The 23,682-nt window shown below is 71.9% G+C and carries 24 protein-coding genes; 16 read left to right on the top strand and 8 right to left on the bottom strand.

From position 1 onward, the window contains the following. Positions 1-54: 54 nt before the first annotated feature. Both ACWCSD_RS08705 and ACWCSD_RS08700 read right to left on the bottom strand, forming a co-directional pair. Positions 55-687 carry an MOSC domain-containing protein gene (locus ACWCSD_RS08705; protein WP_449913747.1) on the bottom strand — a complete coding sequence of 211 codons (633 nt, stop codon included), beginning with the start codon at positions 685-687 and terminating at the stop codon, positions 55-57. A 111-nt stretch (positions 688-798) separates the two neighbouring features. Next, positions 799-1,116 (bottom strand): hypothetical protein, encoded by a 318-nt coding sequence (locus ACWCSD_RS08700; protein WP_397160671.1) that lies wholly within the window; start codon positions 1,114-1,116, stop codon positions 799-801. A gap of 211 nt (positions 1,117-1,327) precedes the next feature. Here ACWCSD_RS08700 and ccmA point away from each other — a divergent pair, with 211 nt between their 5' ends. Both ccmA and ACWCSD_RS08690 read left to right on the top strand, forming a co-directional pair. Then, a complete protein-coding gene (gene ccmA / locus ACWCSD_RS08695) occupies positions 1,328-1,951 on the top strand; it encodes a heme ABC exporter ATP-binding protein CcmA (RefSeq protein WP_449913745.1) in 624 nt (207 codons plus the stop codon). A 55-nt stretch (positions 1,952-2,006) separates the two neighbouring features. Then, positions 2,007-3,506 (top strand): DUF6297 family protein, encoded by a 1,500-nt coding sequence (locus ACWCSD_RS08690; RefSeq protein ID WP_449913743.1) that lies wholly within the window; start codon positions 2,007-2,009, stop codon positions 3,504-3,506. A gap of 27 nt (positions 3,507-3,533) precedes the next feature. Here the strand turns inward: ACWCSD_RS08690 and ACWCSD_RS08685 are convergent, their stop codons facing one another. Then, positions 3,534-4,016, bottom strand: a complete 483-nt coding sequence (locus ACWCSD_RS08685; RefSeq protein WP_449913742.1) for a GNAT family N-acetyltransferase — start codon at positions 4,014-4,016, stop codon at positions 3,534-3,536. A 76-nt stretch (positions 4,017-4,092) separates the two neighbouring features. Here ACWCSD_RS08685 and ACWCSD_RS08680 point away from each other — a divergent pair, with 76 nt between their 5' ends. Genes ACWCSD_RS08680 through ACWCSD_RS08670 form a run of 3 tightly spaced genes read left to right on the top strand, consistent with a single transcriptional unit; the run spans position 4,093 to position 4,798 of the window. Further along, positions 4,093-4,386 (top strand): hypothetical protein, encoded by a 294-nt coding sequence (locus ACWCSD_RS08680; protein WP_449913740.1) that lies wholly within the window; start codon positions 4,093-4,095, stop codon positions 4,384-4,386. Continuing rightward, positions 4,383-4,547 carry a hypothetical protein gene (locus ACWCSD_RS08675; RefSeq protein WP_449913738.1) on the top strand — a complete coding sequence of 55 codons (165 nt, stop codon included), beginning with the start codon at positions 4,383-4,385 and terminating at the stop codon, positions 4,545-4,547. The genes ACWCSD_RS08680 and ACWCSD_RS08675 overlap by 4 nt, the downstream gene beginning before the upstream one ends. Beyond that, positions 4,544-4,798 (top strand): acyl-CoA thioesterase, encoded by a 255-nt coding sequence (locus ACWCSD_RS08670; RefSeq protein ID WP_449913736.1) that lies wholly within the window; start codon positions 4,544-4,546, stop codon positions 4,796-4,798. The genes ACWCSD_RS08675 and ACWCSD_RS08670 overlap by 4 nt, the downstream gene beginning before the upstream one ends. Before the next feature lie 3 nt (positions 4,799-4,801). Here the strand turns inward: ACWCSD_RS08670 and lepA are convergent, their stop codons facing one another. Next, on the bottom strand, positions 4,802-6,637 hold the full coding sequence (gene lepA / locus ACWCSD_RS08665) for a translation elongation factor 4 (protein ID WP_449913734.1): 1,836 nt from the start codon (positions 6,635-6,637) through the stop codon (positions 4,802-4,804). Between the two features lie 55 nt (positions 6,638-6,692). Between lepA and ACWCSD_RS08660 the strand changes: the two genes are divergently transcribed. The 6 genes from ACWCSD_RS08660 (at position 6,693) to ACWCSD_RS08635 (ending at position 15,548) form a co-directional block, all read left to right on the top strand. Continuing rightward, positions 6,693-7,682, top strand: coding sequence for a hypothetical protein (locus ACWCSD_RS08660; RefSeq protein WP_449913732.1), 990 nt, complete (start codon positions 6,693-6,695; stop codon positions 7,680-7,682). Between the two features lie 131 nt (positions 7,683-7,813). Beyond that, the gene (gene rpsT / locus ACWCSD_RS08655) at positions 7,814-8,083 is read left to right on the top strand and encodes a 30S ribosomal protein S20 (protein ID WP_352352450.1); all 270 of its coding nucleotides are present in this window, start codon (positions 7,814-7,816) and stop codon (positions 8,081-8,083) included. Positions 8,084-8,292: 209 nt separating this feature from the next. Further along, entirely contained in the window at positions 8,293-11,352 is a 3,060-nt protein-coding gene (locus ACWCSD_RS08650; protein WP_449913730.1) for an ABC transporter permease, read from the top strand. Beyond that, a complete protein-coding gene (locus tag ACWCSD_RS08645) occupies positions 11,349-13,940 on the top strand; it encodes an FtsX-like permease family protein (protein WP_449913728.1) in 2,592 nt (863 codons plus the stop codon). Before ACWCSD_RS08650 ends, ACWCSD_RS08645 begins: the two co-directional genes overlap by 4 nt. Beyond that, a complete protein-coding gene (locus tag ACWCSD_RS08640; protein WP_352352447.1) occupies positions 13,937-14,866 on the top strand; it encodes an ABC transporter ATP-binding protein in 930 nt (309 codons plus the stop codon). The genes ACWCSD_RS08645 and ACWCSD_RS08640 overlap by 4 nt, the downstream gene beginning before the upstream one ends. After that, the gene (locus tag ACWCSD_RS08635) at positions 14,856-15,548 is read left to right on the top strand and encodes an ABC transporter ATP-binding protein (RefSeq protein ID WP_358291996.1); all 693 of its coding nucleotides are present in this window, start codon (positions 14,856-14,858) and stop codon (positions 15,546-15,548) included. The genes ACWCSD_RS08640 and ACWCSD_RS08635 overlap by 11 nt, the downstream gene beginning before the upstream one ends. On the opposite strand, the gene ACWCSD_RS08630 is transcribed toward ACWCSD_RS08635, so the two are convergent. Continuing rightward, the gene (locus tag ACWCSD_RS08630) at positions 15,541-16,845 is read right to left on the bottom strand and encodes an MFS transporter (protein WP_449913725.1); all 1,305 of its coding nucleotides are present in this window, start codon (positions 16,843-16,845) and stop codon (positions 15,541-15,543) included. The two genes, ACWCSD_RS08635 and ACWCSD_RS08630, sit on opposite strands and share 8 nt — an antisense overlap. A 68-nt stretch (positions 16,846-16,913) precedes the next feature. Between ACWCSD_RS08630 and ACWCSD_RS08625 the strand changes: the two genes are divergently transcribed. Further along, positions 16,914-17,411: a MarR family winged helix-turn-helix transcriptional regulator gene (locus ACWCSD_RS08625; protein ID WP_449913724.1), complete on the top strand. Its 498-nt coding sequence runs from the start codon at positions 16,914-16,916 to the stop codon at positions 17,409-17,411. Between the two features lie 59 nt (positions 17,412-17,470). Next, the gene (locus tag ACWCSD_RS08620) at positions 17,471-18,610 is read left to right on the top strand and encodes an epoxide hydrolase family protein (RefSeq protein WP_449913722.1); all 1,140 of its coding nucleotides are present in this window, start codon (positions 17,471-17,473) and stop codon (positions 18,608-18,610) included. Between the two features lie 27 nt (positions 18,611-18,637). On the opposite strand, the gene holA is transcribed toward ACWCSD_RS08620, so the two are convergent. Continuing rightward, positions 18,638-19,609, bottom strand: coding sequence for a DNA polymerase III subunit delta (gene holA / locus ACWCSD_RS08615; protein ID WP_449913721.1), 972 nt, complete (start codon positions 19,607-19,609; stop codon positions 18,638-18,640). Positions 19,610-19,713: 104 nt separating this feature from the next. On the opposite strand from holA, the gene ACWCSD_RS08610 reads away from it, so the two are divergent. The 3 genes from ACWCSD_RS08610 to ACWCSD_RS08600 are packed head-to-tail and all read left to right on the top strand — an operon-like array spanning position 19,714 to position 21,369. Next, complete coding sequence (locus tag ACWCSD_RS08610; protein WP_449913764.1) at positions 19,714-20,154, top strand: aldo/keto reductase; 441 nt, start codon at positions 19,714-19,716, stop codon at positions 20,152-20,154. 11 nt (positions 20,155-20,165) lie between these two features. After that, positions 20,166-21,071 (top strand): LLM class flavin-dependent oxidoreductase, encoded by a 906-nt coding sequence (locus tag ACWCSD_RS08605; protein ID WP_397160699.1) that lies wholly within the window; start codon positions 20,166-20,168, stop codon positions 21,069-21,071. A gap of 58 nt (positions 21,072-21,129) precedes the next feature. Continuing rightward, positions 21,130-21,369 (top strand): RidA family protein, encoded by a 240-nt coding sequence (locus ACWCSD_RS08600; protein ID WP_397160701.1) that lies wholly within the window; start codon positions 21,130-21,132, stop codon positions 21,367-21,369. Positions 21,370-21,641: 272 nt separating this feature from the next. On the opposite strand, the gene ACWCSD_RS08595 is transcribed toward ACWCSD_RS08600, so the two are convergent. Together ACWCSD_RS08595 and ACWCSD_RS08590 are read right to left on the bottom strand one after the other, a co-directional pair. After that, positions 21,642-21,797 (bottom strand): hypothetical protein, encoded by a 156-nt coding sequence (locus tag ACWCSD_RS08595; protein WP_449913718.1) that lies wholly within the window; start codon positions 21,795-21,797, stop codon positions 21,642-21,644. A gap of 169 nt (positions 21,798-21,966) precedes the next feature. Next, entirely contained in the window at positions 21,967-22,584 is a 618-nt protein-coding gene (locus ACWCSD_RS08590) for an isochorismatase family protein (RefSeq protein WP_449913717.1), read from the bottom strand. Positions 22,585-23,682 lie beyond the last annotated feature (1,098 nt).

Below are 23,682 nucleotides of genomic sequence, written 5' to 3'. Positions count from 1 at the left end.
CGCCCGGCCCAGTGGGGGGTTCTCCAGACGGACGCCCGACCGGGTGGGCGCTCTCTAGTCGCTCGCCTGGCCCGCGCGCGCGGCCAGCTCGTCCCATTCCGGGGCGTGGCCGGGGACCGCGAGCACCCGGGCCAGCGCGTCGGCGTCGCCGTGGCGGGCGCGGAAGGCGTCCGCCACGGTCATCCCGGTCTCCGGGCGCGAGACGATCTCCACCTCGTCGCCCGCGCCCAGCTCGCCCAGTTCGACCACGGCCAGGTAGGCGCCCGGCCGCGCGGCGCGCGTGAAGCGCTTGAGCCAGCCCGGCTCGTCCATCCAGTTGCGGAACACCACGCAGGGGATGCGCGGGCCGGTGACCTCCAGCAGGGCGCTGCCGACGCGCCACCGCTCGCCCACGAGGGCGCCGTTGACGTCGAGGCCCGCGGTGGTCAGGTTCTCCCCGAAGCGGCCGTCGCGCAGGTCGCGGCCGAGCTCCCCCTGCCACCAGTCGTAGTCCTCGCGGGCGTAGGCGTAGACGGCGTGGGTGGGGGCGCCGTGGTTGGGCGTGTCGGCCCGCTCGTCGCCGGCCAGGCCGTTGCGCAGCACCTCCACCCGGTGGGGCACGGCCCGCTTGTCGATCGCCGTACGGCCGAGCTTGCCGGCCCATTCCGCGTCGGACGACAGCCCGACGTTGACGGAGAGGATGCGCATGCCGCGACGGTAGCGGACGGACGGGCCCGCGACGCACCGATTTTTCCGCCTTTCTCGCCCTAACAATCGAGAAGAACGGACATGTGACTATTCGGCCTGTTCGCCGAGCCGTCACCCGCGCCTGTCGTCGGGCTCCGGCGCCACCCGGGCGAGCTGGGACTCGGCGTCGAACTCGGCCAGCTGTAACAGGGTCTCCAGGGCCGCCTGCCTGGTCTCCTCGACCGAGCCGCCACGTTCGCCGAAACACTCGGCCGCGACGTCGAGCAGCGCCGCCACCACCGCCGCGTCGGGATAGGGCACGTCGACCACCACCTTGCCGTCGCCACCCACCTCGGCGGGTCTCAGGTGAAGCCGCAGCAGCCGCCTGGTCTCCTCCGCCACGGCCACCCCCAGCACAGCGGCACGCTCGAATCGCTCAGAAGCAATCACGTCACCCTCCAGTAGCACTGGTGTTCGGGAACAGCAAAGGTAGCGACCGGCACCGACAGAATCGGCTCTCCCGACCCGGAAAGGCCCCGGAAAGGCCCTGGGAAGGCCCTGGGAAGGCCCCGGAAAGGCCCTGGGAAGGCGGGGGCAAGGCCCTGGAAAGGCCCTGGAGACCGGTCGCGCGGGCGGCCGGTGGGGTGGCTACGCTCGAACGGTGAGCGGTTTGATCATCGAAGTCGCGGACCTGTCCGTCGAGCTCGGGGGCAATCCCGTGCTCCGGAGCCTCGACCTGGTCGTCGAGCCGGGTGAGGTCGTGGCGGTCGTCGGGCCCAACGGATCGGGCAAGTCCACGTTGCTGCGCTGCCTGGCCGGCCTCCAGCCCGCCACCTCCGGCGAGGTCCGCGTGTTCGGCGCCGAGCCCGCCGACGACGCGCCCTTCTGGCGCCGCGTTGCGCTGCTCGGCGACGAGCCCGCCTGGTACCCGGGGCTGACGGCGCGCGAGCACCTGGAGCTCATGGGCGCCGTGTACGCCGAGGCGCGCATGACGGTGGACTCGGCGCTGGAGGAGTTCACGCTGACCGAGCGGGCCGACGCGCCGCCGCTCAACCTGTCCACCGGCCAGCGCCAGCGCCTCTGCCTGGCCGCCACGCTGCTCAGGCCGAGCACGCTGCTGCTGCTCGACGAGCCCGAACGCGGCCTCGACGCGGCCTTCCGCGTCCGGCTCGGGGAACTGCTGGAGGAGTACGCCGGCGAGGGCGGCACCGTGGTGATGGCCACCCACGACCAGGCCCTGGCCGACGCCGCCCGCCGGGTCTCCCCCGCCGGGGTGCCCGCATGAGCGGCCACGACGCCGTCGTCCGGGAGACCGGCCTGACGGGGAAGGCGGGCGGACGGTGAGCGCGGGCGAGGTGAGCGTGCGGTCGGTGCGGGCGTTCGTCCGGGCGCGCGGGCGTGCCCCGGCCGGTCTGGTCGATCGTTACGTCAGCCTGTTCGGCCTGTGCATGCTGCTCGCCGTCGTCGGGCAGCCGCTGTCCTCGGTGGTCTCCGGCCTGGGCGGGGCGGTCGAGCCGGGACGGATGGGCGCCGGGGTCGCCCTGGTGCTGCTGGGGTTCGCGGGCTGCCTGGCGCTGGCGCGGGCGGCCGGGCCGGTGATGGTGCCGGCGGCGGAGGCGTCCTGGTTGCTGACCTCGCCGCTGGACCGGCGGCGGCTGCTCGGGCGTTCCGGGCGGGTGCTCATGGTCGTCGCGCTGGTGGCGGGGCTGCTGCTCGGGCTCGGGCTGCTGGCGGCGCTCGGCGCGCCCGGCGCGCTGGTGTGGCGGCTGCTGGCCGCCCTGGCGGTGGCGACGGCGGCGAGCGTGGCGGGCATGGCGCTGGCGATGCTCGCCCAGTCCTCCCCGACCTGGAACGTGTGGCTGACCGGCGTGCTGGTCGCGCTCCTGGTGCTGGCCGTGGTCGCCGTCAGCGGGCAGGCCCGTACGGCGCTCGCGGCCGCCGCGAACGCGCCCCTGCCCGCGCTGGCCGCCACGGCGTCGGCCATGGCCGCGCTCGCCGCCGTCCTGGCCCGCCGGGTGTGGGGGTCGCTGGCCGCCATCCCCACCCGTCTGCTGCTGACCGCCTCCACCCGGGCCGGGCACGTCACCAGTGCCGCCGTCACCCTCGATCCCGGCGCGCTGACCTGGATCGCCGAGGACAACCACTGGCGGGCCAGGAAGCTCGCCTCGCGGCCGTGGCCGGGGCTGCCCGCGCCGCTCGCGCTGGCCTGGCAGGACTGGGTGCGGCTCGGCCGCCGGCCCTGGCGGCTGGCGGCCACTGCGGCGAGCGCGGCGTTGCCCGCCGTGTTCGCCCAGGCGGGCGCCGCTCCGGCGGCTCTCGGGCTGGTCGTGCTCGGCGGGGCGCTGGCGGTGGCGGCGTCCGGCACGTCCGGGGCGCGCCGGGACGCCGACAACCCCGCCCTGGCCCGGCTGACCGGCGTGGGCCGGCGTCCGGCGCTGGCGGCGCGGGCGCTGCTGCCCGGCCTGCTGGGCGGCGTGTGGGCGGCCCTGGCCCTGGCCGGTGTCGCGGCGGTGGGCGGCCTTCCGTCCGGCACCTGGGTGTTCGGGCTGCTCAGCGCGCCCGCGCTCGCGGCCGGCGCGCTGCGGATGGCCAGGAGGGGGCCGGTCGACCATTCGATGCCGGTCATCGACACCCCAGGCGGCGCGGTCCCGACCGGCCCGGTGTTGTGGGCGGCGACGGGCGCCGACCTGGCGCTGCTCGGCTGCCTGCCCGCGGTGGTCGCCCTGGCCACCGGACCGGCCGCGCCGGGCGGGTTCCTGGCGGCCCAGGCGGTGGCCGGCCTGGTGGCGCTGGCGGGCGTCCTGGCGCGGCCCCGTCCTGGCGGGCGTTCCCGCCTCTGAGCGGTCAGGCGACCGCTCTCGGGCGGGTCAGGCGACGTAGAGGTCGCTCGGCACGCCGCCGTACGGGATCGTGCGCTGCCTGTGCAGGCCCGCCTTCTCCGCCACCCGGCGGGACGGCTCGTTGCCGTCCCCGATCAGGGCCACCACGGTGCCCAGGCCGCGCCCGACGCGCAGGGCCGCCCTGGCGAGCTCGACCGCGTACCCGTGGCCCCAGGCGGTGGGGCGGAAACGGTAGTACAGGTGGAGCACGTCCTCACCGTCCAGGGCCGCGTGCCGCAGGCCGCCGACGCCCAGCACCTGCGAGCCCTCGGTCAGCCGGGCGGCCCAGTAGCCGATCCCCCGGTCCGCCCAGTCGGCCAGCCACAGGTCGAGCATGACCCGGCTGGCCTCCAGGTCGACGGTGGGCCCGGCGGAGCTGTAGACGTTCGTGCGCGGGTCGGAGTGGATCTCGTGCACGGCTTCGAGGTCCTCCGGAAGGATCCGGGAGAGGACCATTCGTTCCGTACGCACCACTTCCACCCTTTCAGGGTATCCGCTGCCATCGCTAAGCTATCGGTAGCAATCGAACAGCGATGAGGGAGCGCCGATGGACATCGCCCGCGTGCAGGCCTCGCTGCGTCTGATGGCGCGCGGCCTGGAGGAGCTGGCCGCCGCCCTGGGCGACGAGGAGCCGGGCGAGGCCGAGCGCACGGCCCGGGTCATCGCGGAGTGGGGCCGCCGCGGTCTCACCCAGAAGGAGGCGTCGGCGCTGTTCCAGCGGCACGGCTTCGCCCCCCAGACCACGGGCGGCTGGGCCCGCGGCGACTGGCTGGAGCTCGGCGACGACGGCCTGCGCTACCTCACCGCCAAATCGCACGCCTGGCTGGAGGAACGATCATGACCTTCTCGGTACGCATCGCCGTACGCGGCTACGAGCTCGACACCCAGGGCCACCTCAACAACGTGGTCTACCACCAGTACGGCGACCACGCCCGCTGGAGTGCCTGCGCGCGGCCGGCATCTCGATCGACGACCTGCGGGAGGCCGGCGTCGGCCCGGTGACGCTGGAGAACACCATCCGCTTCCACCGCGAGCTGCGCGCCGGCGACGAGGTGGAGGTGACCTGCGCGTTCGAATGGGGCGCGGGGAAGACGTTCCGGATCAGGCAGGAGTTCAGGGGCGCGGACGGCGAGCCGGCCGCCGAGCTGACCGGCGTCGGCGGCCTGATGGACCTGCGGGCCCGCCGCCTGGTCCCCGACCCGGGCACGCACTGGCGGGCGCTCGCGCCAACGCCCGCCGTGCTGGGCCTGTAGCGGCTACTTCTTGCTCTTGTCGGCGGCGGCGCCGGAGTCGGTGGACAGCGCGGCGACGAAGGCCTCCTGGGGCACCTCGACGCGGCCGACCATCTTCATCCGCTTCTTGCCTTCCTTCTGCTTCTCCAGCAGCTTGCGCTTACGGGAGATGTCACCGCCGTAACACTTGGCCAGGACGTCCTTGCGGATGGCCCGGATGTTCTCGCGGGCGATGACCCGGGCGCCGATGGCGGCCTGGATCGGCACCTCGAACTGCTGCCGCGGGATCAGCTCGCGCAGCTTCTTGGCCATGTCGACGCCGTAGGAGTAGGCCTTGTCCTTGTGGACGATCGCGCTGAAGGCGTCGACGGCCTCGCCCTGCAGCAGGATGTCGACCTTGACCAGCTCGGCCTCCTGCTCGCCGGCGGGCTCGTAGTCGAGCGAAGCGTAGCCGCGGGTGCGCGACTTGAGCTGGTCGAAGAAGTCGAAGATGATCTCGCCGAGCGGCAGCGTGTAGCGGATCTCGACGCGGTCCTCGGACAGGTAGTCCATGCCGAGGAGCTGGCCGCGCCGCCCCTGGCAGATCTCCATGATCGCGCCGATGAACTCGGCCGGCGCCAGGATCGTGGACTTGGTGACCGGCTCGAAGACCTGCGCGATCTTGCCGCCCGTCGGGAACTCGGACGGGTTGGTGACCGTGAGCTCCTTGCCGTCCTCCATGACCACGCGGTAGACCACGTTGGGCGCGGTGGAGATCAGCGACAGGCCGAACTCGCGCTCCAGGCGCTCGCGCACGATCTCCATGTGCAGCAGGCCGAGGAAGCCGACGCGGAAGCCGAAGCCGAGCGCGGCCGAGGTCTCCGGCTCGTAGACCAGCGCGGCGTCGTTGAGCTGGAGCTTGTCGAGCGCCTCGCGCAGCTCGGGGTACTCGTCGCCGTCGATCGGGTAGAGCCCGGAGAACACCATCGGCTTGGGGTGCTCGTAGCCGGCCAGCATCTCCTTGGCGGGCTTGACCGAGGAGGTGACGGTGTCACCCACGCGCGACTGGCGCACGTCCTTGACGCCGGTGATCAGGTAGCCCACCTCGCCGACGCCGAGGCCGCGCTCGGCGGGCTTGGGCTCGGGCGAGATGACGCCGATCTCCAGCGTCTCGTGCGTGGCGTTGGTGGACATCATGAGGATGCGCTCGCGCTTGCTCAGATGGCCGTCGATGACCCTGACGTACGTCACGACGCCGCGGTAGGTGTCGTAGACGGAGTCGAAGATCAGCGCCCGCGCGGCGGCGTCGGCCTGGCCCACGGGCGCCGGGACGGTCGCCACCACGTGGTCGAGCAGCTCGCGCACGCCCACGCCGGTCTTGCCCGAGACCTTGAGCACGTCGGAGGGGTCGCAGCCGATCAGGCCGGCCAGCTCCTCGGCGAACTTCTCCGGCTGGGCCGCGGGCAGGTCGATCTTGTTGAGCACCGGGATGATGTGCAGGTCGGCGTTCATGGCCAGGTAGAGGTTGGCCAGGGTCTGCGCCTCGATGCCCTGCGCGGCGTCGACCAGCAGGATCGCGCCCTCGCACGCCTGCAGCGACCGGGACACCTCGTAGGTGAAGTCGACGTGCCCGGGGGTGTCGATCATGTTGAGGACGTGGCCGTCCCAGGGCAGCCGCACGGCCTGCGACTTGATCGTGATGCCGCGTTCGCGCTCGATGTCCATCCGGTCGAGGTACTGGGCGCGCATGGAGCGGTCGTCGACCACGCCGGTGATCTGCAGCATCCGGTCGGCAAGGGTCGATTTGCCATGGTCGATGTGCGCGATGATGCAGAAGTTGCGGATCAACGCGGGGTCGGTCTGGCCAGGCTGAGTGCGCACCGAAGTCCGTTTCGACAGGGTTGAGGTCAAGCGTCTTTCATGGTGACATGCCCAGATGATTATCCGGACCGTCGTCCGCCGCGGCCTGCGCCTGGTCGCGCTGGCCTTGGCCGTCGTGGTGGCGCTGGCCGGCCTGCTCGCCGTCGCGCTCCGTCTCCAGTTTACCGGTGCCCCGGCGGCCTGGGCGAAGAGCACCGGCAACGACGCCCTCTGGCTCGGCCACGCCTGGGTCGACGGCCGCCGTACGGAGCGGGACGTGGAACAGCTCGCCGTCCGTCTGCGCACCACCGGAATCAAGGACGTGTACGTCCATTCCGGCCCGTTCGAGTGGGACGGCCGCCTTGATCCCGCCAAGTACCCCAAAGCCGCAGATTTCGTGACATGGATGCATCGGCACCTGCCCGGCGTCCGCGTCTCCGCCTGGCTGGGCCAGTCCGTCAAGAACGGCCTCGACCTCGACGACGCCCGGTCCCGGGCGAACGTCCTGGCCGGCGTGGCCGCCGTCATGAAGGCGGGCTACGACGGCGTCCACTACAACTTCGAGCCGATCGGCGACGGCGACAAGGAGTTCCTCGACCTGCTGGACCGGACGAGGACGCACACGAAGCTGCTGTCCACCTCGACCCCGCAGATCGAGCCCTATCCCCTCATGCGCCCGGCGGGCAGGCTCGTCCTGGGCCACGACAAGTACTGGTCGCAGGGCTACTTCCAGGAGGTCGTGAACCGGGTGGACCAGGTCGCGATCATGACGTACGACTCGGGGACGCCCGCCCAGTCCCTCTACGGCGGCTACGTGGCCAGGCAGGCCGCGCTCGCCCTCGACCTCGTCCCGGAGGGCAAGTCCCTGTTCGTCGGCGCCCCCGCCTACCACGACCACGGCCTGCCCTGGCTGGACGCCGCCGAGAGCGTGGCCATGGCCGCCGAGGGCGCCCGGCTGGCCCTGTCCGACCATGGCCGCCGCGAACGCTTCGGCCTGGCCCTGTACGTCGACTTCGCCGCCACCGAAGAGGACTGGAAGGAGTACATGACCCGCTGGCTGGCCTAAACTGAGAACACCCGGTGCGTTGATTTGAGCAGCCACCTGGGTTATTGGTACCCTGTTCACTTGCGTGTGGCGCGCCCTCTCATCGAGCCCGCGCGCCCCATCCATCCTTAGACTTTCACCGAGGCTTCTTCGTGGCGAACATCAAGTCCCAGATCAAGCGCAACAAGCAGAACGAGAAGGCGCGTCTGCGCAACAAGGCGGTCAAGTCCTCTCTGAAGACGGCCGTCCGCAAGTTCCGCGAGGCCGCCGAGCAGGGCGACGTCGAGCAGGCCGCGGCGCTGCAGCGCGTCGCCGCCCGCCAGCTCGACAAGGCCGTCAGCAAGGGCGTCATCCACAAGAACCAGGCCGCCAACCGCAAGTCGGCGATCGCCAAGCAGGCTGCCTCTCTGGCTGCCAAGTAAGCTCCTGCCGCCCGGCGACACCCGGGCGAGCGCTGACGCCGCACTCCTTCCCGGGGTGCGGCGTTCTTGGTTTTGTGCACTTCTTGTCACAGTTTCGATATCACATCGGCATCGCCGCGGGGTATCGGCTGAGCATCCCTTAACAAGATCACCTTGCCTCCCGTCCGCCCTCTCCGTGAGGGTTCACCTAAACGGACGAAGGGGGACACATGCGGGGGCCGTTGGTCGTCAAACGGGCGTTCAGCGAGCCTTTGCTCCTCCTGGCCGCGTTCGGCTCGATCCTGCTCGCCACCACCACGCTGGTGGCGCTCACCATGTACGCCTCCTCCATCGCCGACGCCGGCGTGCGCAGGACGATGGAGACCGCCTCCCTGCGCCAGACGTCCGCGACGATCAGCGCGCCGGTCACGGACAAGACGTTCCCCGTCTACGACCGTGCGGTGCGCGCCGAGCTGGCCAAGGCGTACACCAAGGCGCCGGCGCTCACCACGAGCTTCCGCTCCGACTCCTACGCCATGCCCGGCCAGGAAAAGCAGGAGCGGCCCGAGCTGCTCAGGTTCGGCAGCTACGACGGCCTCGACCAGCACGCCAAGCTCGTCTCCGGCGCCTGGCCCAAGGCCGCCGACGGCCGGGTGGAGGCGGCGGTCTCGCTGTCGGCGGCCTCGGCGGCCGGGTTCAAGGTCGGCCAGGAGCTGACCACCGTGGGGCGGTTGTCGCCGGAGCCCGTCCAGGTGCGCATCACCGGCGTGTTCCAGCTCGACGACCCCTTCGGCGAGCGCTGGACCGGGGAGACGCTGCTCAGCAGGGGCGTCGAACGCGGCGACTTCACCACGTACGGGCCGCTGATGGTCTCGCGCGAGACGTTCATCGGCCGCTTCGCCACCAACGTGAACGCCACCTGGACCGCCGAGCCCGACCTGCGCTCGCTGACGCCGGCCCAGCTGCGCCCGCTGGCCGCGGCGGTCGGCGAGGTGGGCGCGCACCTGAAGGCCGGCGACTGCCCGAGCTGCGTGACCACCAGCCGCCTGCCCGAGATGCTCACCCAGCTCGACACCGCCTCGCTGGTCGCCCGCTCGACCATGCTGATCCCGGTGCTGCAACTGCTGCTGCTGGCGGCGTACGCGCTGATGCTCACCGCGCGGCTGCTGGCCGACCACCGGCGCATGGAGGTGGCGCTGCTGCGCTCGCGCGGCGCGGGCACGCTGCGGCTGGCCGCGCTGGCCGGAGGCGAGGCGATGCTGGTCGCGCTCCCGTGCGCGATCGTCGCGCCGTTGCTCGGGCCGCCGCTGCTCGGGCTGGTGAGCCGGCTGCCCTGGATCAAGGCGTCGGGCGTGCGGCTCGACCCCTCGGTCGGCCTGGGCACGTTCCTGGTGTCGGTGGCCGTGGCCGTGGCCTCCGCGGTGCTGCTGGTGCTGCCCGCGCTGGCGGGCGCGCGGCGCACGTACGTGGAGGAGCAGTCGGCGCGCGGGCGCGGCGGCGGGCGCGGGCTGATCCAGCGCGCGGGCGCCGACGTCGCGCTGCTGGTCGTGGCCGGCCTCGCGATCTGGCAGCTCCAGCACTACGGCGCGCCGGTCACCACGACCGCGGGCGGCGGGCTCGGCATCGACCCGCTGATCATCTCCGGTCCCGCGCTGGCCCTGCTCACCGGCGGCATGCTCGGCCTGCGGCTGGTCCCGCGCATCTCCGCGGTGGCCGAGCGGATCACCTCCAGGCGCCCGTCCCTCGCCCCGGCGCTCGGCGCGTGGCAGGTCAGCAGGCGTCCGCTCAAGTACGCCGGCCCCGCGCTGCTGCTCACCATGGCCATCGCCATCGGCATCGTGTCCATGGCCACCGCCGCCACCTGGCGTGGCTCCCAGCTCGACCAGGCCCGCCACCAGGCCGGCGCCGACCTGCGCCTGTCCGGCCCGCCGGACGCCCCGGAGCTCGGCCCGCTGGGCCGCGGCACGGCGTTCACCGCCCTGCCCGGCGTGACCGCCGCCTCCCCCGTCTTCCGCGGCCAGACCGAGGTCAGCAGCGAGAACGCCATCCTCATCGGGATCGACGCGGCCAAGCTCGGCACGCTGTTCCAGCTCCGTCCCGACCTGGCCGACCGGCCCATCGCCGAGATCTCCCGGGCGCTGACCGGACCGCAGGCGGGCAAACTCGACCTGCCAGGACAGCCGACCGCGCTCACCCTGCGCGCCACGGCCGACGACGACCTGCCGGTGCGGCTGGTCCTGTCCGACGCGCTCGGGGTGTGGCGCGACGTGTCGCTGGGCGTGCTGAAGAAGGGCGAGAACACCCTCGACGTGGACCTCGCGGCGCTGGCGGGACGGAGCGGGAAGATCACGTACCCGCTGTCGTTGCGCGGGCTGGTCGTGAGCGCGCCGCCCTCCGGCAGCGGGAGCCTGACGGTGACCGGGATCAGCGCCGACGGGCGGCCGGTGACCGCGCCCGCCATGTCGGTGAAGGCGACCGGGCGGCAGCCCGCGACGGCCGTCTTCGGGTCGCCGCCCGTCCAGGCGCCGCTGCCCGTGGTGCTCACCGCCGGCCTGTCCGAGTCGCTCAAGCTGGGCGTCGGCCAGGTGGGACGGGCCAGCATCGACCGCAGGGTCATGGACGTCAAGGTCGTGGCCGTCGTGGAGACGATGCCGACGACGACCGCCGGGCAACACGCCGTACTGGCCGACTGGGGGACGATGCAGGCGCAGGATCTGGCGGCGGCGCAACTGCCCAGGCCCGCCACCGAGTGGTGGCTCGCCACCCCGGACGGCCGGGCGGCGGCCGCGCTCACCAGCCGTCCCGCGTGGGACGTCACCGCGATCGACCAGCGCGCCCTGGCCGCCAAGATGCAGGACGACCCGCTGGCCAGCGGCCTCCAGGGCGCGCTGATGCTGGGCTTCCTCGCGGCGCTGGTGTTCGCGGCACTCGGCTTCCTGGTCAACGCGGCGGTCGCGGCCCGCGAACGGATGAACGAGTTCGCGATCCTGCGGGCGCTCGGCGTGAACTCCCGGCAGATGTTCGGGATGCTGGCGATCGAGCAGACGTTCGTGATCGCGCTGTCTTTGGCGGCCGGGACCGGGCTGGCCGTGGTCGTGGGCATGCTCGTGGTGCCGCACATCGTGCTGACCGGGCAGGCGTCGGCGGTCACCCCCGGCGTGGTGCTCGACATTCCGTGGGGCGCCACGGGCGCCATGCTCGCCGGAGTGGCCGCCGTGCTGCTCGCCATCGTCGCCGGACTGGCGCGCAACCTGCGCAGGCAGGGTCTCGGCATTCGGGAGGAACAGTGAGGATCCCGCTGCTGGCCCGTACGCACCTGGGCGCGGTGGCCGTGCTCTTCGTGCTGACGCTGAGCGCCTGCCTGCTCGTCGCGGGGCTGCCCAGGGCGATGCAGTCGTCGTTCGACCAGGCGCTGCGCGAGGCGCTCAGGACCGCGCCCGCCGAGCAGGCCGACCTGACCGTGACCGTCGGGTCGATGTCGAAGGAAGAGGACCTGCACGAGCGCGACCAGTTCGAGTCCAGGGACCGGCGCTGGCGCCAGCTCCTGCCTCCGGCGCTGCGGCCGCTGGTGGTGCCCGCCGGCACGGGCGACAGCCACATGAGCGCCAAGACCGTGGTCACCCCGATCCACGGCTCGGGCGGCACCATGTTCATGAACCTCGGCTGGCTGTCCGACGCCGACCGGCGGGTGGACTGGGTCCAGGGCCAGGCGCCGGGCAAGCCCTCGACCATGCGCTTCGAGGGCGAGACGATCCCGCTGATCGAGGTGGGCCTCGTCGAATCCGCGCTGACCGCGATGGACCTGAAGATCGGCCAGGTCAAGGTGCTCGGCGAGAGCCACTACGTGGCGGTGAAGCTGGTCGGCGCGTTCAGGGCCAAGAAGGCCGACGACCGTTACTGGAGCCACAACAGCGACATCCTGACCGTCACCAGGATGTTGCCGCCGGGCAAGCTGGAGTTCGAGAAGCACATCACGACGATCATGTCCGACGACGGGCTGACCGCGCTCAGCGGCGACGGGCGCAACCTGTCCTACTACTGGGTGCTCCCCATCGCCCCGGACAAGGCCGACGCGCTGGCCGCGACCGACGTCCAGGCGGCACTCAGCGAGTTCGAGCGGGTGATCGGGTTGCAGGCGTCGGGCTCGTACAGCCCGTACCGGGTGCTGACCGCGCTGGCCAAGCTGCTGACGGACTTCCTGGCCGCCCAGTCCACCGCGCAGACCGTGATGTACCTGGTGCTCGGCGGGCTGCTGCTGGTCGCGGTCGGCGTGATCGTGCTGGCGGTGCAGCTGCTCTCCGGCCGGCTCGACCAGACGCTGGCGCTGACGCGGGCGCGTGGCGGGTCGCTGGCGCAGGTGGCGGGCACCGGCGCGGCGCTGACCGCGCTCGCCGTCGTGCCCTCCGGGCTCGCCGGGTACGCGCTGTCCTGGCTCGTCCCCGGGCCCGTGCTGCCGATCGTGCACGTCGGGCCGCTGCTGGTGGTGCTGGCCGCCGTCGGGTTCACCGCCGCCGGGCTGGCGGTCACCCACCGGGTGCCGCTGCACGAGCAGCGCGCGGACGTCAGCACCGCCCGCCCGTCCGCCCGCCGGCTCACGCTGGAGGTGCTGGTCGTGGTGCTCGCGCTGGCCGGGGCGTACCTGCTGCGCACCCGCGGGCTGACCGCCTCGGTCGGGTTCGACCCGTTCCTGCTGGTGGTGCCGATCGCGCTGACGCTCGCCGCGGCGGTGATCATCCTGCGCTGCTACCCGTACCCGTTGCGGCTGCTCGTCCGGCTGACCGCGCGGCGGCCAGGTGCCGTGCCCTTCCTGGGGTTGACCAGGGCGGCCAGGGCACGCTCCGCGTCGGTGCTGCCGGTGCTGATCCTGCTGCCCGCGCTCGGCGTGTCGGTGTTCGCCGCGGTGATCTCCGACGGGCTGGTGAGCACGCAGCGGCTGGCGTCCTGGCAGCAGGTGGGCGCGCCGGTCAAGATCACGTCCCGGGTCGAGATCCCGGCCGACGTGATCGAGCGGGTGCGCAAGGTCGCGGGCGTCGAGCAGGTCGTGCTCGCGCAGACCGGCCGGGTCCAGGTCGGGTACGGCGCCGAGCGCGCCGAGGCCATCGCCGTGGACCTGCCAGAGTGGCGGCGGCTGCTGGCGGGGGCGCCGATCGGCGTGCCCACCGGGAGCGGCGCCTTCGTCTCGCCCGATCTCAAGGGGCGGGGCACGTACGAGATCGGCTGGCAGTCGCGGCTCAAGGTCCCCGAGGGCGGTGTGATCACCTCCGTGCCCGGTTTCTACACCCAGGGCAAGTTCATGATCCTGCCGATGAACTCGCTCGTGCGGCCCGCCGTGAACACCCTGCTCATCCGCGGCAACCCCGCGCTCGACCAGCTGCGCCCGCTGGTCCCGCTCAGCACCGTGGAGTCCCAGTCGCTGGCCCTGGCCGCCATCCAGGACGACCCGCTGACCAGCACCGTGCGCACCACGCTGGTCGTGGTCACGGTGTCGCTGGCCGCGTACGCGCTGGTCGCCGTCATCCTCTCGCTGGTGATCGGCGCGGCCGACCGGGCCAGGGCGCTGTCGTTCCTGCGCACGCTGGGCCTGTCGGACCGGCAGGCGCAGCGGCTCACCGTCCTGGAGATCATGCCGATGATCCTGCTGACCGCCCTGGCCGGCCTGCTGCTCGGCCTCGGGCTGCCCGCGGCGCTCGGGCCCGGCGTCGACCTGTCCTCCTACGCCGGCGACCTGCCCGTCGGCGACTACTCCCTAGACCTGATCACGCCGACCGCGCTGGCGGCCGGGCTGGCCGTCGTGGCCGTGCTGGGCGCGTACACGCACACCGCCATCAGCCGCCGTCGCAGCCTCGGCGCCGTCCTTCGAGTGGGGGACCTCACATGAACCCGACCCTGTCAGAGCTGGAAGCCAAGGCCACGCGGGAGAAGACCGCGTTCGGCGCCGACGCGCACATTGTCTGCGACAACCTGGTGCGCATCTACAAGACCGAGGGCGTCGAGGTCGTCGCCCTGCAGGGCCTCGACCTGGTGATCGACAAGGGCGAGCTGGTGGCCATCGTCGGCGCGTCCGGATCGGGCAAGTCCACGCTGCTCAACGTGCTGTCGGGGCTCGACGTGCCGACCGCGGGGGTGGCCAGGGTCGCGGGCACCGACCTGCTGGCGATGACCGCCAAGGACCGGCTGCGCTACCGGCGGTCCGTGGTGGGCTTCATCTGGCAGCAGACCGCGCGCAACCTGCTGCCGTACCTGACCGCCAGGGAGAACGTCGAGCTGCCCATGAAGCTGGCCGGCGGCGGCCGGGCGCGCCGCGCCCGCGCCGGCGAGCTGCTGGAGCTCCTCGGCGTCGGCTACTGCGCCGACCGCCGCACGCCCGAGATGTCGGGCGGCGAGCAGCAGCGGGTCGCCATCGCCGTCGCCCTGGCCAACGAGCCGCAGCTCATCCTGGCCGACGAGCCCACCGGCGAGCTGGACAGCGAGACGTCCGAGCAGGTCTTCGACTCCCTGCGCAAGGCGAACCGGGAGCTCGGCGTGACCGTGGTCATCGTGACCCACGACCCGCTGGTGTCGGAGCAGGTGGACCGCACCGTGGGCATCCGCGACGGACGTACCAGCAGCGAGACGCTGCGGCGCGAGGGCGCCGAGGGGCAGATCGTCGCCGAGGAGTACGCCGTGCTGGACCGGGTGGGCCGCCTGCAGCTCCCCCGCGACTTCATGAACGCCCTGGACATGGAACGCCGGGTGCGCCTCGAACTCGAATCCGACCACATCGGCGTCTGGCCCGCCCGAGAGGAGCCCTCCCATGAGCAATGAGCCCCTGGTCGTGGTGGAGGGGGTCCGCAAGGTCTACCGGAGCGGGCCCAAGGAGGTCGTCGCGCTGCGCGAGGTGTCCTTCGAGGTGTTCCCCGGCGAGCTGGTGGCGGTCCGCGGGCGTTCGGGGTCGGGCAAGACCACGCTGCTCAACCAGATCGGCGGCCTGGACCGTCCGGACGCCGGACGGGTCGTCGTGGCCGGGCACGAGGTCACGTCCATGTCCGAGGACGCCCTGCTGGCGCTGCGCCGGGACGTGGTGGGCTTCGTGTTCCAGTCGTTCGGGCTGATCCCCGTGCTGTCGGCGGCCGAGAACGTGGGGGTGCCGATGCGGCTGGCCCGCGTGCCGTCCGCCGAGCGGGAGGAGCGGGTCCGGCTGCTGCTGGCGCTGGTGGGGCTGGACAAGCACATGAACCAGCGGCCGTACGAGCTGTCGGGCGGTCAGCGGCAGCGGGTGGCGATCGCCCGCTCCCTGGGCAACCGGCCCAAGCTGCTGGTGGCCGACGAGCCGACGGGGCAGCTCGACTCGCAGACCGGGCGGCAGATCATGGAGCTGTTGCGCGCGCTGGTGCGCAGCGAGGGGGTGACGGCGCTGGTCGCCACGCACGATCCCAACCTGATCACGCTGGCGGACCGGGTGTTGGAGATCAGCGACGGCGTCGTCCGGGAACCCTCCCTCACCTGACCCGCTCCTCCTCTGCGCGCTCCGCCCGCTCACCGACGGGCGGAGCGGGCGCGGGCCTGGGCGAGCGCGCCACGGCGGCGAGGTTGGCGACGGCGACCACCACCCCACCGGTGACCATCAGCACCCCCATCCCGGTCACGCCCGCCAGCGGCGCCGCGACGGCCAGCCCCACCGGCCGCGCCGCGAACGAGATGAGCTGGTCGAACGAACGCACCCGGCCCAACGCCCCCTCCGGGATCTCCTCGGCCACCACCGTCTCCCACAACGGGCTGAGCACCCCGAGCCCCACCATGGCCACGAAGTACGCCACCGCGACCACCACGGCCGACAGCCCGAACCCCACCGCCACCGGCAACGCCACCATCGGCAGCAGATAGAGCGCGGCCCCCACCTGAACGGCGACCAGCGGCCTGCGCACCGGCAACCGCGGCGCGACCAGCACCCCCGCCAGCAGCCCGACCGTGCCGCTCTGCACGATGATCATCCAACCGGCCTCGCCTCCCAGCCGCTGCACGGCCGCCACCGGCCCCAGGGTGAGGAACACCCCGGCCATGAAGTGCCACACGCCGTGCGACAGCACACAGGCCAGGAACCACGGTCGCCTCCTGACCTCCCCGAACCCTTCGGCCAGCTCCCGCCCGAACCCGACCCCCCACCGCCGACCGGCCTCCCCGCCGGGGACCGCATTCCGCTCCTCCGCGACCTTCTCGCGCCCCGCGCCCCCGGCAGCCGTACGGACCCCGCCGAGCGTCAGCGCCGAGCACGCGAACAACATCGCCGTGCCCCCAGCGGCCCACCCGGGCCCGGCGGCCAGCGTGAGCGTCCCCGCGAGCGCCGGCCCCAGGACGGCCGACACGCTGGTCACCACGCCGATCCGGGCGTTCACCCGCAACCGGTCCGGCCCCGGCACCACCGCCACCACCAGCCGCGGCACGGCCGGACTCCCGAACGCGATCGCCGCCCCCGAGACCGCCGACAACACGGCGAGGTCGGGAATCCGAGCCACCCCGGCCAGCAGCTCGACCGCCATGAGCCCCTGGGCCAGACATCGCGTGAGGTCGGCGAGCAGCACGACCCGTCCGGGCCGGACCCGGTCGGCCAGCACGCCGCCGACCGGCAGCAGCAACAACAACGGCACCATCTCGCAGGCCAGCACCAGCCCCAGCGCCTCCCCCGACCCCGTGGCGCGCAGCACGGCCAGGGTCAGCGTGGTGGGGATCATGGCTGTGGCCAGCGCGGACATGCAGCGTCCGGCCAGCAGCCGGTTCCTGGGCCCGGCGAACAACGAAAACGACATGACCAGGAAGGTATTTCGTCAGCGAACGATTCGTCAACAAATTACTTGTTGGCGTATGATCCTGTGCCGTGGAGGATTCCGTCGATCGTCATCTGGCCCGCTGGCGCGGCAAGGCGCCCTTCGACGAGCGGGTGGAGGGCATCGTGACCCGCATGCAGTCGCTGGTGAAGCACCTCGGCCACGCCAAGGCGGCCGCGCTGGCCCAGACCGGCGTCCAGGACTTCGAGTTCCAGACGCTCCACAGGCTCGCCGCCCACAACGGCACCGCCACCCCGACCGAGCTGGCCGCCGAGCTGCTGCTCTCCCCCGCCGGCATGACGGGCCGTCTCGACACGCTGGAGAAGGCCGGTCTGGTGCGCCGCGTCCGCAGCACCGAGGACCGCCGTCGCGTGGACATCGAGCTCACGCCCAAGGGGCACGACCTCTGGATGGAGGCCATGGCCGTCCTGGCCGTGCTGGAGGCGGCCATGGTGAACGCCCTCTCCCCCGACGACCAGGACACCCTGGACAACCTGCTCAAACAGCTCCTGCTCTACGTGGAGACGAACCCCAATCAATTGCATTGAGGCGGGCAGGCGTCCGGTGATACCCATGCTGGGATGAAACTTCCGACCTCGGAGACCACATGGCCGTGACGCCGTTCCGCATAGAGGTTCCCGACGACGTACTCGACGACCTGCGCACCCGTCTCCGCAACGCCAGGTTCACCCGCTCGCTGGACCACCGCCCCTGGGAAGGCGGAACCGACCCCGCCTACCTGCGGGAACTGGTGACGTACTGGGCCGACGGCTTCGACTTCCGCGCCCAGGAAGCCCGTCTCAACGAGCTGGACCACTGCAAAGCCCCCGTCCAGGGACGAGACCTCCACTTCGTCCGCATCCCCGGCACCGGCCGCGCGCCGCTGCCCATCCTGCTCTGCCACGGCTGGCCCAGCAGCTTCATGGAGATGCTTCCCCTGGCGGCCCGCCTGGCCGACCCCGCCCGGCACGGCGGCGACCCCGGCGACTCCTTCGACGTCGTGATCCCGTCGATGCCCGGTTTCCTCTACTCCGACCTGCCGGACGAGCCCCTCACCCGGCCCGCGATGGCCCGCATGCTGCACCTGCTGATGACCGAGGTCCTGGGCCACGAACGCTACGGGGCCTTCGGCGGCGACATCGGCGGCGCGGCCGTCGGCTGGCTCGGCGCCCTCTATCCGGACCAGGTGACCGGAATCCACCTCATCCACCCGCCCGCCCCCGCGTCCCTGGACGTCCCGCCGCTGACCCCCGACGAACAGGCCTTCCTGGACGCCGAGGCGGCCTACGACGAACGCGACGGCGGCTACAGCGAGATCATGCTGACCCGTCCGGACACGATCGCCGCCGCCCTGCTCGACTCACCGGCCGGACTGGCCGCGTGGATCGTGGACAAGCTGCGCGCCTGGAGCGACTGCCACGGTGACCTGGAGTCCCGGTTCGACCGCGACACCCTGCTCACCATGCTGACCCTCTACTGGGCCACCGGCTCGATCGGCACCTCGTTCAAGTCGTACTACGACTGGCCGAACAACCCGCCCCGGCCGCCGATCACCGTGCCGTCCGCCGTCACCCTCAGCCACGAGCCCTCCGTGGCGAGCCTCCCCCGCAGCTTCGCCGAACGCGCCCTGACCGACCTGCGCCACTGGAACACCCCGGCCCGGGGCGGCCACTTCATGGCCCTGGAGGAACCGGCACAGCTGGCGACCGACATCACCACGTTCTTCCGCGCCCTACGCCCAGCCTGAGGAGCGCTGCCGCCGCGCGGGTGTTCGCTACCGGCCCGTACGGCTGGCGACGATCACCTGCACGGCATGCTCCAGGGCGTAGGCCGTGTCCGCGCCGCCGCCCTTGACCTGCTCGTCCGCAGTGGCCACCGCCTGGATCGCCCGGGACAGCCCCTCCGGCCCCCAGCCGTTCAGCTGGCGCTTGACCCGGTCGACCTTCCAGGGCGGCATCCCCACATGGGCGGCGAGCTGCCCCCCGCGCAGGTTGCGCGGGGCGCTCCCCACCTTGGCCAGCGCTCTCAGCCCGCCGGCCAGCGCACTCACCAGCAGCACCGGCGCGACGCCGGTGCTCAGAGCCCAGCGCAACTGCTCCAGGGCCTCGGCCAGGCGCCCCTCGATCGCCGAGTCGGCCACGTTGAAGCCGGTGACCTCGGCCCGGCCCTTGTGATAGCGCGCCACGGCCGCCGCGCTGATCGTCTTGTCCTCGGTGTCGAACGCGAGCTGGCTGCACGCCGCCGCCAGCTCCCGCAGGTCGTTGCCCACCGCGTCGAGCAACGCCTGGGCCGCGTCACCCACGATGTTCCGCCCGGCCCGCTTGACCTCTCCCTTGATGAACTCCAGCCGCTCGCCGGGCTTGGTGACCTTGTTGATCGTCACCACCTGGGCCCCGGCCTTCTTCACCCCGTCGACCAGCGCCTTCCCCTTCACCCCACCCGGGTGCGCCAGCACGAGAACCGTGTCGTCGGAGGGCTGCTTCGCGTACGACACCACCTCGGTGATGACGTCCTTCGGCAGGTCTTGCGCCGAGCGGATGACGACCACCGAGCGGTCGCCGAAGAGCGAGGGCGAGGTCAGCTGGGTCAGCTCGCCGGTGGCGACCTTTCCGCCGACGAGATCATGCACCTCGGCCCCGGGATCGCCGGCCCGCGCCGCCGCGACGACCGCGCCCACCGCCCGCTCGGCAAGCAGCTCCTCGTCGCCGAGGACCAGGGTGACTAGTGCTGGATCGGTTCCCGCCATGTCAGGCAGCATGCCATGCGGCACCGACAACCTGGTACTCGACCGTTGCAGTTCGTGTTACGAACGGCTATAGTTCGGGACACGAACTACATTTGGCCGGAGTCATGATGACGTGTCTTACGGGTTGTGATGATCGTCGGGGGCCGCGGCGGCTCGGCGTTCCCCCGGACGTCGGGCGCCAAAACCGCGATGCGCGAGGGCCTGTCCGGCAACCGCTTCGCCGAGCAGCCGGTCTGTCGGTGTCGCGGTTGGCTCTGGGCACGATGATTTCCGGGGCGGAGACGTCCGAACCAGACAGTCACGCGATCACGGATCGCGCCCAGGAGCACGGCGTCGACTTCTTCGACACCTCCGACGTCCATGCCGACGGCCGCACCGAGCAGATCATCGGCCGCCGGTTCGCCAGGGGGACGGCAGGCGCGACAGTACCGCAAGCACTCTGGCCAGGCTGGACGAGTTGTTCCCGCCACCTGGCCCCACGGCTCCGAACCCGCACCAGAAGCGTACGCCTGGTGACCTCTTCTTTTTCTCCGTGTGACGTATGAAAGGCAATACTGTGTCTGCATCTGATGTGGTGTTCGGTTTCGGCGCGCATTCCGGTTTCGAGGACCTGCCCGAGCTGTTGCGCATGGTTCAGCAGGCCGACCGGGACGGGCTCGATCTCTTCTCGCTGTCCGACCATCCCTATCTCGGCGAGCGCCTGGACGCCTACGCCACGATCGGCTTCCTGCTGGGCGGCACGCGGCACATCGCCGGTCTGGCCAATGTCACCAACCTGCCGACCAGACCCGCCCCCATGCTGGCCAGGACGGTGACGTCGTTGTCGGCGCTGTCGAACGGCCGCGTCGTGCTCGGCATGGGCGCGGGCGGGCTGTGGGACCGCATCGCCGACATGGGCGTGCCCCGGCAGACCCCCGGCGACGCCGTGGACGCCTTCGAGGAGGCGATCGTCCTGATCCGGAAGCTGTCGGGCGGCGGCGCGCCGGTCACCCACGAGGGACGCCACTACCGGGTGCACGGGATCGAGCCCGCCCCCGTGGCCGCGCCCCCGGTATGGACCGGGTCGAACGGGCCCAAATCCCTCGCCGCCACGGGCAGGGTGGCCGACGGCTGGATCCCCGGCCACGCGGCCGACTGGCGCAGCGAGCGGTATCGCGCCTCACGGCCCATCATCGACGAGGCGGCCGCCGCGGTGGGCCGCGACCCACGCGAGATCCGTACGATCTACAACTTCCCGGGCCGCATCACCGACCGCCCGCTGCCCGCCACCCGCGACCACGACGGACGCTGGATCGGCGGCTCGGTCGGGCAGTGGGTCGAGGAGCTGACCGAAGCGGTGCTGGAGCACGACGCCTCGGGTTTCGTCCTCTTCTCCGCCGGCCACGGCGCCACCGACCTCACCACGCTGGCCCGCTGGGCCCGAGAGATCGTGCCGTCCGTCCGCGAGGCGATCTCGAAGTAGCGCGACGCGCCGTCCGCCTGTACGCGGACGCTCTTCCAGCCGAAAGGGGATCGGACAAATGTCACACGCCATCATCCATCCCGAGACTCTGCACAACCCGCCCGGAGACGGCTACAGCCACATCGCCCGCGCCTCCGGAGAGACCGTCTTGGTCGCCGGGCAGTACGCCTCCGACCGCGAGGGCCACGTCGTCTCCGAGGACTTCGCCGAGCAGGTCAGGCAGTCGTTCGCGAACCTGGGCAAGGCGCTCGCCGCGGTCGGCCTCGCCGACAGCCACGTGGTGCAGATCCGCACCTAGATCGTCGACCACGACAAGGACAGGCTGGAGATCCTTCTCAAGGCCGTCCATGACATCTGGGGGACCTGCCGCCACTCAGACGCTCGTGGGAGTGGCCGCGCCCGCCCTGCCCGACATGCTGTTCGAGGTTGACGCCGTCGCGATTCCCGACCAGGCCGCCTGAGCGCGCCCTGCCGGCGTCCACCATCCGTTCGCCGTCCGCGCGAGGACGGCGTGCCGGTGTTCGCTGCGCAGGCGATCGGCGAAACCGAGGTGGTCGGAGTCGCCGCGGGTCAGGACGACTTGCCGATGGAACGGAGTTCGCGCTGCAGATCCCGCCAGTGGCCGGGCAGTCCCGCGTCGATCAGGGTGATGCCCTCGCCGGTGTCGACGAGATAGCACGCCACGACGTCATTGCCGAGGCGGTGCAGATGAGGCGCCAGTTTCATGGAACTTCTCCCGGGGGTCTGGACTGAGGATGGAGTCTGACGGCGCGGCCCTCGGCCCGCGGCCTGACGGCGAAGGCCGCAGCCTGACGGCGAGAACCGCGGCCTGACAGCGGGGCCGCACTCGGAGGCGAGGGACGCGGACTGAGGGCGAGGGGCGCGGCCGTGATCGCTAGCCCGACAGGCCGTGCAGGGCGGTGATGACGCCGCGGCCGACGGGGGTGGTGAAGTCACGCACCATGCTCGTGACGAAGCTCGCCACGGACGTCACCGTGCCACCCGCCGCTTCGATCTGGCGGAAGGCCGCGCTCTCCGTGCGCTCCGACATGCCGCCGCTCGCGTCAACCAGCACGATCACGTCATAGCCGTCAGCCAGGCCGTCGAGCGCGGTGTGCAGGACGACGATCTCCGAGGTCACACCACAGACGACCAGCGTTTTGCGGCCCTCCGTGGCGATCGCCTCGCGCCATGCCTGGTCGTCCCAGCAGCACGGTCCGCCGCGCACGAAGGGGGACGCCTCGGGAAGTTCGGCGATGACACCAGGCCCACCTGGCCTGGGGGCGACCGACACAGTGAAGGGGATGTCCAGCGCCTGCGCGACCGTGCCGAGCACGCCAGCCGACCGCCTGATGACGTCGGGGCTGTTCGTGCTGCTCAGGGCGACGATGCTGTCCTGCAGGTCCGCGAAAACGATCTGCACGGTACGGGGATCGATCACTATTCTCTCCCAAAATCGTTCATGAGCTGAATGATAAGAGGACAGTAGCATGCCGCACATGAACGATGCCAAGTGAATCTGCCCCCGCTTTCGGCTCAGCAGGCCGACTCGCGACGCCCTGCCCGCACCCCTCAATCCCATCCGAGCACCCTCGAACGGCCCCACGCCCGACCGGCCGTGGACCGCCGCGCCGCGAGGCCCGCCCGTGCCACCACCGCCGACCCCGACCTTCAGTGGCCATGGCCTCCCGAAAGCCAGAGCCACTGGCCGGACGTCAGTGGCCCTGGCGGGACGTCAGTGGCCCTGGCGGGACGTCAGTGGCCCTGGCAGGACGCCAGTGGCCCTGGCCTCCCAAAAGCGGCCGCCGCAGAGCGCCGCGTTTTTCACGGCGGCTGACGGTCACACCTGCCCCTGACCTCTGCAAGCAGCGCAACACTGCCGAGAGGTTGGGGAGCGGGCCGCCGGTGACTCTCCAGGCCGGCGGCAAGCCGATCTCTCGGCAGGAACGTTGCATCAACCGCACAGAGGATCTTCGGGGCCGGCCTTCTGATGCGACAGAACACCCGACAGCCGTCCGAGCGACCCACGTCGGCGGGGAGCCCTTACTGTCCCGGGCTCCTCCGACCGGTCCAGAGAGCCTCACTGGGCATGAAGAGACACCGCCCTCGCCCCGCTGACATCCCCGTCCGGAAGATCGGCTCGCCGCCAGGCGCGAACGGTCACCGCCCCAAGAACCGCTGGTATCCCCGTCCAGGAGATCGGCTCGGACATCGAGCGTGAAGAGGCACCGGCCCGAGCCCCACCGTCACCCCCGTCCGGAAGACCGGCTCGTCACCAGGCGTGAGACGTCACCAGCCCGTGACCTGCTCATACCTCGACCACGGCTCCGGTGGCCAGTTCCTGATCGGTTCGTGCGACCCACCGGTGCCGGTTCCTGCCCCCTTCCGCCTCAATGAGCCTGAGTCGCGCTCGATCGGCGTCGGAGCACTCATGGCCCACGGGGGACTACGGCCAGGCTGCCTTCGTGTTCGACGACTGCCAGGTCACCCGATCGATCGGTGCGGTAGATGGCGGCGCCCACGTGCCGCGCAGGGCCATCGAGTACGACAGGTCGACCAGCAGGCACACCGCCGCCGCGCTGCGGCGTTCGGTCTCGGAGACCTCGAAGTC

The sequence above is a fragment of the Nonomuraea sp. NPDC001684 genome (assembly GCF_053596515.1).
Note: the sequence above shows the minus strand (reverse complement) of the source record. Positions and strands in the feature narration are given on the sequence as shown.